Consider the following 12,045-nt stretch of genomic DNA (forward strand, 5'->3'; position numbering starts at 1 on the left):
ATCTTGGAGAATCACATGAACACCCAACCCCTGCGCGTCGGCATCGGCGGCCCGGTCGGCTCCGGCAAGACCGCCCTGACCCTGGCCCTGTGCCTGGCCCTGCGTGATCGCTACAACCTGGCAGTGGTCACCAACGATATCTACACCCGCGAAGACGCCGACTTCCTGGTGCGCAACCAGGCCCTGGCGCCCGAGCGCATCATCGGTGTGGAAACCGGCGGCTGCCCCCACACCGCGATTCGCGAAGACGCCTCGATCAACCTCGAAGCGGTCGACCAACTCAACCGTCGCTTTCCCGGCCTGGACCTGATCCTGGTGGAATCCGGCGGTGACAACCTGTCGGCCACCTTCAGCCCGGAACTGTCGGACCTGACCATCTACGTGATCGATGTGTCGGCCGGCGACAAGCTGCCGCGCAAAGGCGGGCCGGGAATCTGCAAATCCGACCTGCTGGTGATCAACAAGATCGACCTGGCGCCGCTGGTAGGCGCATCCCTGGAGCTGATGAACAGCGATACCCAGCGCATGCGCGGCGGTAAACCTTTCGTCTTCAGCAATCAGAAAACCGGCGTCGGCCTGGAAGAAATCGTCGCCTTCATCGAACGCCAGGGCTTGCTGACCGCAGCCTGATCAACCCCCACAAGGAGCCTGTCCATGCGCCTCAATACATTTCTCGCTGCCGCAGCCTTGCTGCTCACTCCCGCCCTCGCCTTCGCCCACCCCGGCCATGGCGACAACGGCCTGGTGGCCGGTATCAGCCACCCGCTGGGCGGCATCGACCACTTGTTGGCAATGGTCGCCGTGGGCCTGTGGGCCGCTCAACAAAAAGGCTCGGCGCGCTGGGCGCTGCCGTGCACGTTTGTCGGCACCATGCTGATCGGCGGGATGCTGGGCTTTGAAGGGCTGGAACTGCCAGCGCTGGAAAGCGGGATTGCCGCGTCGGTGCTGGCGCTGGGCCTGGCGGTAGCGCTGGCGGTGCGGCCGCCGTTGTTCGTGGCGGTGGCGGCGACGGCGCTGTTTGCACTGTTCCATGGCGTGGCCCATGGTTTGGAGCTGCCGGACATGTCCAGCCCTTGGGCGTATGCCATAGGGTTTGTGGGTGCGACGGCGGTTTTGCATGCTGCCGGTTATGCCGTGGTGCGTTTCCTGCCGGCGGCGGCTGCGCCGTTGGTGCGGGTGGCGGGTGCGGTTTCGGCGGCGACTGGGGTTTGGTTGCTCGCTGCCTGATTTTCGGTGCTCCTGAGGGCCTCTTCGCGAGCAAGCCCGCTCCCACAGTCGACTGCATTCCAACAATGGAACTCGATCGAATGTGGGAGCGGGCTTGCTCGCGAAGGCGGCAGTAAAGACAACACCGATCCCAAGCCTGATACCATGTCGCGCAAACACCCCTGCCGTGACGACGCCAGCCGATGCCCATCGCTCCAAGCTCCGCCCTCAAGCCTCAATTGACCGCCGTGTTGACGCACTTCCACGACCTGATCGTGCCGCTCTGGCAAGGCCCGGGCTGGAATGCCGACCTGGCGCTGCCCTATGAGGCCCTGGACGCCGATCATCGGCCTTTGCCCCCGCAACGCTATCGCGCCATGGCCTGCGCACGGCAGTTGTACCTGTTTGCCAGCCTGATCGGTGAACCCGGCGCAGCCTTTGCCGAGGAGCGCGCCGCCGCGTTGTTCCGTTCCCTGCAACGGCACTTCCACGACGCCGAGCACGGCGGCTGGTTCTACAGCATCGACGCCCACGGCAAGCCGCTGGATAAGCGCAAGGACCTCTACACACACGCCTTCATCATCTTCGCCTGCGCCCACTATTGGGCCAAGGTACGTGAATCGCTGGTGGAATCGGTACTCGACGCCGCCCTGGAAGTGGTCGCCGAACGCTTCGCCACCGGCGACGGCCTGTACGAAGCGGTGCTGGAGCGTAACTGGTCATCCCTCAAGTCTGGCCCTCTGCAAAACCCGTTGATGCACCTTGCCGAAGGTTTCCTCGCCACGTTGGCCGTGCGGGAGGACGCCGTCACCCAAGACGCGTTGCTGGACCTGGCCAACGCCATGCAGAAGCGCTTCATCGACCGCCAACACGGGGTGATGATGGAAAAACCGCTGGGCGCTGTGGATAACTGGTTTGAACCGGGGCATCAGTTCGAATGGTTCTTCCTGCTGGAATCTTCGGACCTGTTGCGCGGCACACCGCTGCACACATCGCTGAACAAAGCGTTCACCTATGCCGAGCAAAAGGGTGTGGATAACCTGACCGGTGCGGTCAGCGGCATGCTCGCCCTGGACGGCAGCGTGCGCGACGGCACCCAGCGCATCTGGGCCCAGGCCGAATACCTGCGGGCGCTGACCTTGCGGCCCGACAGTGAAGCCGTGCTGCAACGCCAATTGCTGGCGCTGCAACAACGCTTCCTGCACGACAAAGGCTGGAATGAGTGCCTGGATGCCAAGGGGCACGTGAGCCGACGGGACATGCCGTCGACCACGCCTTACCACTTGGCGACGTGCTACCTGGGCCTTACGCAATCCATTTGCGGTCCCCGGTAAAACTGATCGTCAGCCAGCGGGCCGCGTCGGGCTTGCCCAACCCTGTGGATATTTCTTCGCGCAGCCCGTCCAGGGTGGCGACGTTATCCACCGGGTAATCCGCCGGCAGCACCACATGAATCTCGATAAACCGCGCCCGCCCGTGCTTCTGCACGTAGGACACGTAATCATCGAAACCATGCCTGGCCACGACCGCCTCCATCACTTCGCGCACTTTGCCGTCCAGTTGGTCCGGCACAATTCCCAACACGTCGCGTAGCGCCGGGCGCAGGATCTTGAAGGCCGGCGCCAGCATGCTCAACGCCAGCAGGATCAGGATCAACGGGTCGACATACACCGCCCACTGCCCATAGCCCTGGGACTTGAGCAACAGCGCCGCCAGGAAGCTCACCAGCAGCCCCACCGACAGCATCGCGTCCACCAGCCAACTGATGTTGTCGAACTGGATCAGCGACGACTTGAGCGTGCGATTGCGGTAACGCACGTAGAAAAAATAGGCGAACTCGACGACGGTAAACACCGCCGCATAGATGATCACCAGGCCCAACTCGATATCGCGCCCGCCATTGATAATGCCGAACACGCCGTTGAGAAACGCGTAGATGGCGATCAACAGCAGGAAACTGCCCTCGATCAGCAGCACCATGGGCTCCAGGTGCCAGTAGCCGAACTGGAAACGTTCGTTGCTTTTCTTGGCGATCAGCTTGGCCGTGATCAGCATCAGCACCTTGATGGCGGTGGCGATCAGCGAGAAAAAGCCGTCGAATAAAATCGATTGGGCGCCCGACACCACCCCCGTGACAATCCCGGCGATCGCCACGGCGAACATCAGGATGGTCGATTGTTTGAGCAGCGACTGCTCACCTCGGTTACTCACATATCCTCCTGTCAAAACCTTTGAACCGCACAGCGCGGCGGGGTTTTCAGGGGTGGAGTGTACCTTATGTCCTGTTTTGGCCGATTTGCCGCATATTCAAGCCTGACAAAACCCTGTGGCGAGGGAGCTTGCTCCCTCGCCACAACAGCTCGACGAACTTAGGCCTTGGCGCCACGCTCAATCGCAAACCCGGCCCAGGTCTGGCTCACTGGCATCAGCTCCAGGCGGTTGATGTTCACGTGTGCCGGGGTGTTAAGCACCCAGAAGATCGTATCCGCAATGTCCTGCGGCTGGATCGGCTCGGCACCGGCATAAGTCGCGTCATAACGCGCCTGGTCACCGGCAAAGCGCACCAGCGAGAACTCACTCTCACACAGGCCCGGCTCGATGTTGGTCACGCGCACGCCGGTGCCCTGCAGGTCGCAACGCAGGTTCAGCGAGAACTGTTTGACGAAGGCCTTGGTGCCGCCATACACGTGGCTGCCCGGGTACGGGTAGCTGCCGGCAATGGAACCGAGGTTGATGATGCCGGCGCCACGGCCATGGGCGATCAGGCGCGGCAACAGCAGGCTGGTGGTGGTCAGCAGGCCCTTGATGTTGGTGTCGACCATGGTTTCCCAATCGTCGAGGCTGCACTTCGGCGCAGGGTCGGTGCCCACCGCCAGGCCGGCGTTGTTGATCAGCCCGCGCAGCGTGGCAAAGGACGGCGGCAGGTTGGCGATCGCCTCTTCCATGGCCTTGCGGTCACGCACGTCCACCACCAGGCCGAGCACTTCGGTCTGCTTGGAAAGCTCGGCGCACAGGGCGTTCAAGCGCTCTGCGCGGCGGCCGGTGAGCACCAGTTTCCAGCCGGCTTCGGCAAAACGGCGGGCACAGGCTTCGCCAAAACCGGAGGTCGCGCCAGTAATAAACAGCGTATCGGACATGGTGTTCTCCTTGCGGGGCTACGAGGTAAAAAATCAGCCAGCAGAATGCCCGGCTGCCGGGCTGGCGGCAACTGATACACGCTGTGGACAAAGGTGAATGCCGCTCATGCTGTACGAAATTCAACCAATCGCCCGAAAGCCATACAGGCCGTGGCGTGCAGCCATGTGCGCGCACCTTATCCACAGCCCCGTCCACAGTCTTTGGGGGCAAGTACAAAAGCTGAAAGCCGCGCTACACAAGGCTTTCAGCGCGATTCAAAAAGTTTTTTGCTTGACCTTGCGCAGCCCGTATGTAGCCCGGTTCAAAACGGTGCAACTAGGACGATGGCTCCAGGCCAGTCATTCCGGCCTCTGCGGCACTCTTTCCAGAGTTTAGTCACAGACTTATCCACAGGCCGTAGTGACATATTCCGGTCATATACCTGTGTCTTTAAACAGGTTGACAAACCCCTCGGGTGGTCACGAAAAATTCACTGATCAATAAACAACCACCACGCTGCAAGCCACGAAAACAAAGGCCTCCAGCCAGCTACTCCCACGTTACCCACAGCCGGTTCCACAGTGCTTGGGGACAAGTCAAAACTGTGACAAAACAGGGATTTGCGGCGGCTATATGTCGCGCTTTGGCAGGTGCCCGGATTTGTTGTCCACAATTTCAGGAAAGCCTGCAGGCGACGCAAAAAAATGTGGGAGCGGGCTTTGTGTGGGAGCGGGCTTGCTCGCGAAAGCGGCGTATCAGTCAATGCACATGTGACTGACCCACCGTCTTCGCGAGCAAGCCCGCTCCCACACAAGCCCGCTCCCACATTGGACCTGCGAACGACTTAATGCCCGCCGAGGTAGGCGTTACGCACCTCCTCATTCACCAGCAGCTCCTTGCCGGTGCCGGTAAGGCGAATCTCGCCGTTGACCATCACGTACGCCCGGTCCGACAGCCGCAGCGCATGGTTGGCGTTCTGCTCCACCAGGAAGATGGTCATGCCGGTAGACGCCAGCTCCCGCAGCGTGGAAAAGATCTGCTTCACCACGATCGGCGCCAGCCCCAGGCTCGGCTCGTCCAGCAGCAACAGCTTGGGCCGGCTCATCAGTGCGCGGGCGATGGCAAGCATCTGCTGTTCACCACCCGACATGGTCATCGCCCGCTGGTTGCGCCGCTCCTTGAGCCGCGGGAACAGCTCGAACATGCGCTGCATGTCTTCGGTGGCGAACTTGTCGCCAATCGGGATGGTGCCCATCAGCAGGTTTTCCTCGACGGTCATGTCGGGGAACACCCGCCGCCCTTCCGGCGACTGCGCAATGCCATTGGAGGCGATGTAGTGGGACGATTTGTGGGTAATGTCGACGCCGCGGTAGATGATCTGCCCGGACTCGGCCCGTGGCTGGCCAAAGATCGACATCAGCAGCGTGGATTTACCCGCGCCGTTGGAGCCGATCAGGCTCACGGTTTCGCCTTCGTTGATGTGCAGCGAAACTTTCTTCAGGGCCTGGATCGGGCCGTAGAACACGTCCAGGTCTTTCAGTTCGAGGATTGGCTCACTCATACCAGCTCCTCTTCGTCAGCGCCCAGATAAGCCGCGATCACCTTCGGATCATTGCGGATCGCTTCCGGCCCGCCCTCGGCAATCACGTTGCCGTGGTCCAGCACCACGATGTGGTCGGAAATACTCATCACCATGCCCATGTCGTGTTCGATCAGCACCACCGTCAGGTCGTGCTCGTCCCGCAGCAGGCGAATCATCGCGCTGAGGGCTTCGGTTTCCTGGGGATTGAGGCCGGCGGCCGGTTCGTCGAGGCAAATAATCTGCGGCCGGGTGCACATGGCACGGGCGATTTCCAGGCGGCGCTGCTGGCCGTAGGACAGCTCGCCGGCCAGGCGGTTGGCGCAGTCCACCAGGTCCACCACTTCCAGCCAGTAGAACGCATGGTCGAGGGCGTCGCTTTCAGCCTTGCGGTAGCCCTTGGTATTGAGGATGCCCGCGAGCATGTTGCGGTTGACCCACATGTGCTGGGCCACCAGCAGGTTCTCCACCACCGACATTTCCTTGAACAGGCGAATGTTCTGGAAGGTGCGCGCCAAACCCGCCCGGTTCACCAGGTGAGTGCCGCCGAACATCTTGTAGAACACCCGGCTGACGAAGCTTTTCGGCGAGACAAAGTCGGTGGCCTTGAAGCGCTCGCCCAGCAGTTGGATCACGTTGGTCTGCTTGCCGCGCACATTGAGTTCGATCTTGCCGCCGGAGGCTTTGTAGAAACCGGTCAGGCAGTTGAACACGGTGGTCTTGCCGGCACCGTTGGGACCGATCAGGGCGAAGATCGAGTTGCGCTTGACCTTGAGACTTACGTCGCTCAAGGCCTTGATGCCACCAAAGTGCATCATCAGGTGTTCCACGGAAAGAACGACTTCCTTGCTCATGGCGCCACTCCTTTACGCGGGACAACACCGGTACGGCTGATACGAATCAGGCCTCGTGGTCGCCAGATCATCATCACCACCATCAACACGCCGAAGAGCAGCACGCGGTACTCGGAGAAGCTGCGCAGCAGCTCCGGCGCCACCGTCAGCACGAACGCGGCAATTACCACGCCGACGGTCGAGCCCATGCCGCCCAATACCACGATGGCGAGGATCAGCGCCGACTCGAAGAAGGTGAACGACGACGGGTTGACGAAGCCCTGGTAGCTGGCGAAAAACACCCCGGCCAGACCGGCAGTGGACGCGCCGATGGTGAACGCCGAGAGCTTCACCAGCACGTGGTTGAGGCCCATGGAACGGCAGGCGATTTCGTCTTCGCGCAAGGCTTCCCACGCGCGGCCCACCGGCATGCGGGTCAGGCGGTGCTTGATGTACAGCACCAGCAGCACTACCAGGAACAGCACGATGTAGATGAACAGGAATTTGATGTTGGGGTTGTAGTCGATGCCGAAGAACTCGTGGAACGGCACCCCGCCATCCTTCGCCTTGCGCACGAACTCCAGGCCGAAAAACGTTGGCGACGGCACCGGCATGCCGTTCGGGCCACCGGTAAACGACAGCCAGTTATTCAGCACCAGGCGGATGATTTCACCGAAGCCCAGGGTCACGATCGCCAGGTAATCGCCGTGCATTCGCAGCACCGGAAACCCGAGTATGCACCCCGCCAGCGCCGCACAAATCGCCGCCAGCGGCAGCACCGACCAGAAGCCCAGGCCGAGGTACTGGTAACCCAGCGCCAGGCCATAGGCGCCGATGGCGTAGAACGCCACGTAACCCAGGTCGAGCAGCCCGGCCAGGCCGACCACGATGTTCAGGCCAAGGCCCAGCAACACGTAGATCAACCCGAGGATCACCACGGTCAGCAGGTATTTGTTGGCAAAGAACGGGAACACGATAGCAATCACGATCAACGCCGGGATGATCCAGCGCAGGCGCGACTTGTAGTCCGGCTTGAGTACATGCACACCGGAGCCGGTGCTTTCAAACCCTTGCAGAATCCGCAGGCCCCTTGGGGTTTGCAGGAACAGGCTCATGGCGAACCGGCCGACCATCACGATGGCCACCAGGATGCCGACACGCGCCGGTTGCAGGTTGAAGCTGTAGCCGTCGAGGACCACGCCGACGATCGGACCGAACACGATCAGCGAAATCAACCCGGCGAGTACCGCATCGACGACACTTTTCTTGATATCGATAGAGTAGGCAGCAGACATAGTTATACCTTCGCCACGAGTGGGCGACCGAGCAGGCCCTGGGGACGGAAAATCAGGATCACCACCAGCAGGGAGAAACTGAACACGTCTTTGTAGTCAGAGTTGATCAACCCCGAGAACAGCGACTCGGAAATACCCAGGATGATCCCGCCCAGCATGGCCCCAGGCAGGGAGCCGATGCCGCCGAGTACCGCTGCGGTAAATGCCTTGATGCCGATGATGAAGCCGGCATAGAAGTCGAACGTGCCGTAGTTCAGGGTGATCAGCACACCGGCCAGCGCGGCCATGGCGGCACCAATCACGAATACGTAGGAGATGACCCGGTCGGTGTTGATACCGAGGATCGACGCCATCTTGCGGTCTTGCTGGGTAGCGCGGCACATGCGGCCGAGCTTGGTGTACTTGATGATGTAGGTCAGCAGGCCCATGCCGACGAACGCGGCCACCAGGATGAACACCTTGGTGTAGGTCAATTGCACGAAGCCGGTGCCGATATCGACTCTCCAGGCGCCGGCCAGCAGCGTCGGGATGCCTTGTTGCTTGGCGCCCTGGGCGATCTGCGCGTAGTTCTGCAGGATCAGCGAAATACCGATGGCGCTGATCAGCGGTGCCAGTCGGGTGGAGTTGCGCAGCGGTTTGTAGGCGACACGCTCGATGACCCAGCCGTAGACGCCGGTGACGACGACGGTGAAGATCAGGGTGCCAAGGATGAGCAGCGGGAAGGATTCGATGCCGAAGTAAGCCAGCAGTGCCAGACTGATCGCCGCGAGGTAAGCGGAAATCATATAAACCTCGCCATGGGCGAAGTTGATCATGCCAATGATGCCATAGACCATTGTGTAGCCGATGGCGATCAAGCCATAGACCGACCCGAGGGTCAGCCCATTGACCAGTTGCTGCAGGAAAATACCATCCATAACGCAATCTCACGCAGTGAGAGCCTGCACACCTGTGGGTGTGCGGATCTTCTAGGAGGAAAAGACAGACACAAAAGGGGCTGGCAACCAAGTCCCCGTGTAGGAGCTGGCGTGTGTGGGCGCCGGGCTTGCCCGCGATAGCGACACCTTGGAATGTCAGTCAACCCGAGGTGACGCTATCGCAGGCAAGCCAGCCCCCACAAAAGCCCGGTTCCCACAGGGTCAAGTGGCGTCTAACCCATCGCGCTAACTATTACTTCTGCTTTTCCAGCTGGTGATACTTGCCGTCCTTGTCCCACTGGTAAACCACATAGTCGGAGATTTTCAGGTCGCCCTTGGCGTCCCAGTTCTTCTCGCCCATGACGGTTTTGACCGGGTGGGATTTCAGCCATTTGGCTGCGTCTTCGCCCTTGTCGGACTTGGCGCCATTGAAACCGGCGGCCAGGGCCTGGATCGAGGCGTAGGCGTACAGGGTGTAGCCTTCAGGCTCGGTGCCATTTTTGCGGAACTCTTCCACCACGGTCTTGCTGTCTGGCAGCAGGCGTGGGTCGGCGCCGAAGGTCATGTACACGCCATCCACATACTGTGCACCACCGGCGGTGGCCACCAGTTCGTCGGTCACCACGCCGTCGTCGGACATGAACTTGACGTCTTTCAGGCCGGCTTCACGAATCTGCCGAACCAGTGGGCCGGCTTCAGGGTGCAGGCCGCCGAAGTACACGACGTCAGCACCGGTGGAGCGGATCTTGGTGACCAAGGCGCTGAAATCTTTCTCGCCACGGGTCAGGCCTTCTTCCAGCACCGGCTTCACACCGCGCTTGGTCAACTGCGCCGCAGTGGCGTCGGCCAGGCCTTTGCCGTAGGTGTCCTTGTCGTTGATAACGGCAACTTTCTTGCCCTTGAGCACGTCGACGATGTAGTCGCCGGCCACGATGCCTTGCTGATCGTCACGACCACACATGCGGAACACGGCCGACAGGCCACGCTCGGTAACCTGCGGGTTGGTTGAGCCCGGGGTGATCATGATCACGCCCGCATCGGCATACACCTCGGAGGCAGGGATAGTGTTCGACGAGCAGAAGTGCCCGACCACGCCAATCACTTTGTCCTGGTCAACCAAGCGGTTGGCCACGGCCACGGCCTGCTTGGGTTCGCAGGCGTCATCGCCGGCCACCAGCTTGATCTGCTCGCCGTTGATGCCGCCGGCCTTGTTGATGACATCGGCTGCCGCCTGGGCACCTTTCATGTACTGCTCACCAAATGCCGCGTTGGCGCCGGTCATCGGCCCCGCTACGCCAATCTTCACATCAGCTTGAGCAAACGCAGAAACACCCAGCGCCGCAGCAACGGCGAGGGCTAGAAAACCTTTCTTGTAAAACGTCTGGGACATGAGTGGTGCTCCGAGGTTTTTGTTGAATTGGCACTGCAGCTTCACTTCAAAAACTTTCGGAGAAAGCCCAGAGCAAGCGTCGTGCCATTACGTTTTTATTATTCAAAAAGACACGGTGTCATTGTTATTGCAGGTTTTTGGGCGCCTTTTGATTGGACGTGCAACCGTCTATCTCAACCAGGTGCAACCATTGGACCTATAAAGTGCAACCCGACCAATCAAGCACTGCAACCCGGCCACTAAACGGCCACCCTTAAACATGTAACAGCGTGCGTAACGGAAGTGCACATTTACAGTGCGTTACTGCTACGACTCGCACCAATACAGATTAGTAGCCGGCTAAGAAAATGCAGGCTTCTGAGGGGTATTTCGTTGATCAGATCACGATCCGCAGGCATTGGCCCGCGTGATACAGCGAGAATCCCGCCTCGTACAAACAGCTGCGCAGGCCCACACCGGCCAACGGCTGCATCGGCGCAAAGGGGATCGGCAGTGCCTGTGGATCCTGGTGACACAGATAATCCGCGAAGGCTTTGCCCACGACACTGCCGGTCGTCACCCCGCGCCCGTTATAACCGGTGACCGCCACCAGCCCGGGCGCCGGCTCGAACAGGCGCATCAAGTGGTCCGGGGTGAACGCGATGCAGCCGGTCCAGGTGCACTCCCACTGCACCGGTTTGAGGTACGGGAAGTAGTGCTGTTGCACCCGATCGGCCCAGGCCTTGAGGAACCACGCGGGTTTCTGGTTGCCGTTACCCAGGCTGCCGAGCAGCAGGCGGCCTTCGGCGTCGCGGCGGATGCTGCTGAGTACCTGGCGAGTGTCCCAGGAGCCTTGGCCGCCCGGGAGAATTTGTTGTGCGGCTTCGTCGGTCAGCGGGGCCGACGCCACCTGATAGTAATAACCGGGGAAAAAGTTGCGGCGCAGCTCGGTCCATTCGCCTTCGGTGTAGGCGTTGGAAGCGATCACCACCTGTTCGGCCTGCACCGAGCCCTGGGCAGTTTGCACAGACCAGTGCTGACCCTGGCGTTCCAGTCGGGTGACCGGGGAATGGTCAAACAACTGCCCGCCCAGGCCGACTGCGGCATTGGCCAAACCGCTGGTGTAGGCCATTGGGTTCAAGGTGCCGGCACGTCGATCCAGCAAGGCGGCAGCAATCTTTTTGGTACCGGTGGCTTGCTCACAGGCTGCGCCGGTCAATAGCTCCACCGGTGCGCCGCGACGCTTCCATTGTTCTTCACGACTGCGCAGGTCCGCCTCGCCACGGGCGTTATGCGCCATGTGCAACGTGCCCTCGCGGCGCAGTTGGCAATCGATGTTGTATTTGTCGATCAGGCTGAACACCAGGGACGGTGCCGCGCCGAGCATGCGGTTGAGCTGGCTGCCTACCGCTTCGCCGAAACCGGCTTCGATCTCGTCCGGGGGTATCCACATCCCGGCGTTGACCAGCCCCACGTTGCGCCCCGAACCCCCGTGGCCGGTGCGATGGGCTTCGAGTACGGCGACGCTTTTACCTTGTTCCAGCAGGTGAATGGCCGCCGACAAACCGGTGATCCCGGCGCCGATCACGCACACATCCACCTTGACCTCGCCCTTGAGCGCAGCGCGATCCGGCCGGCCAGGGGTGAGTTGTTCCCACAAACATGCTTCGCGTAATGCCATTGCCAGACTCCGATGAGACCTAACAAACCACTTTTCCGAATTGTAAAT

General features: G+C 60.9%; 11 protein-coding genes. 3 read left to right on the top strand and 8 right to left on the bottom strand.

The window, feature by feature from the left end:
- The first annotated feature begins 15 nt into the window (after window positions 1-15).
- The 3 genes from ureG to A462_RS02730 all read left to right on the top strand — a co-directional run bounded on the left by ureG (window position 16) and on the right by A462_RS02730 (window position 2,540).
- Window positions 16-630 (top strand): urease accessory protein UreG, encoded by a 615-nt coding sequence (ureG, locus tag A462_RS02740; RefSeq protein ID WP_003217431.1) that lies wholly within the window; start codon window positions 16-18, stop codon window positions 628-630.
- A 24-nt stretch (window positions 631-654) separates the two neighbouring features.
- Entirely contained in the window at window positions 655-1,227 is a 573-nt protein-coding gene (locus A462_RS02735) for a HupE/UreJ family protein (RefSeq protein ID WP_008439077.1), read from the top strand.
- Window positions 1,228-1,409: 182 nt separating this feature from the next.
- Window positions 1,410-2,540: an AGE family epimerase/isomerase gene (locus A462_RS02730; RefSeq protein ID WP_008439078.1), complete on the top strand. Its 1,131-nt coding sequence runs from the start codon at window positions 1,410-1,412 to the stop codon at window positions 2,538-2,540.
- Here the strand turns inward: A462_RS02730 and A462_RS02725 are convergent.
- The 8 genes from A462_RS02725 to amaA form a co-directional block, all read right to left on the bottom strand.
- Entirely contained in the window at window positions 2,512-3,417 is a 906-nt protein-coding gene (locus tag A462_RS02725; RefSeq protein ID WP_008439079.1) for a cation diffusion facilitator family transporter, read from the bottom strand. The two genes, A462_RS02730 and A462_RS02725, sit on opposite strands and share 29 nt — an antisense overlap.
- A gap of 158 nt (window positions 3,418-3,575) precedes the next feature.
- Entirely contained in the window at window positions 3,576-4,343 is a 768-nt protein-coding gene (locus A462_RS02720; protein ID WP_008439080.1) for an SDR family oxidoreductase, read from the bottom strand.
- A gap of 824 nt (window positions 4,344-5,167) precedes the next feature.
- The gene (locus tag A462_RS02715) at window positions 5,168-5,884 is read right to left on the bottom strand and encodes an ABC transporter ATP-binding protein (protein WP_003217439.1); all 717 of its coding nucleotides are present in this window, start codon (window positions 5,882-5,884) and stop codon (window positions 5,168-5,170) included.
- Window positions 5,881-6,756: an ABC transporter ATP-binding protein gene (locus tag A462_RS02710; RefSeq protein WP_003217442.1), complete on the bottom strand. Its 876-nt coding sequence runs from the start codon at window positions 6,754-6,756 to the stop codon at window positions 5,881-5,883. The genes A462_RS02715 and A462_RS02710 overlap by 4 nt, the downstream gene beginning before the upstream one ends.
- The gene (livM, locus tag A462_RS02705; RefSeq protein ID WP_003217445.1) at window positions 6,753-8,030 is read right to left on the bottom strand and encodes a high-affinity branched-chain amino acid ABC transporter permease LivM; all 1,278 of its coding nucleotides are present in this window, start codon (window positions 8,028-8,030) and stop codon (window positions 6,753-6,755) included. The genes A462_RS02710 and livM overlap by 4 nt, the downstream gene beginning before the upstream one ends.
- 2 nt (window positions 8,031-8,032) lie before the next feature.
- The gene (locus A462_RS02700) at window positions 8,033-8,947 is read right to left on the bottom strand and encodes an ABC transporter permease subunit (RefSeq protein WP_003217447.1); all 915 of its coding nucleotides are present in this window, start codon (window positions 8,945-8,947) and stop codon (window positions 8,033-8,035) included.
- Window positions 8,948-9,200: 253 nt separating this feature from the next.
- On the bottom strand, window positions 9,201-10,337 hold the full coding sequence (locus A462_RS02695) for a branched-chain amino acid ABC transporter substrate-binding protein (RefSeq protein WP_003217449.1): 1,137 nt from the start codon (window positions 10,335-10,337) through the stop codon (window positions 9,201-9,203).
- 376 nt (window positions 10,338-10,713) lie between these two features.
- Complete coding sequence (amaA, locus tag A462_RS02690; protein WP_008439081.1) at window positions 10,714-11,997, bottom strand: L-pipecolate oxidase; 1,284 nt, start codon at window positions 11,995-11,997, stop codon at window positions 10,714-10,716.
- Between the last annotated feature and the right edge of the window lie 48 nt (window positions 11,998-12,045).

It is taken from the genome of Pseudomonas sp. Ag1, from assembly GCF_000278565.1.
Lineage (GTDB): Bacteria > Pseudomonadota > Gammaproteobacteria > Pseudomonadales > Pseudomonadaceae > Aquipseudomonas.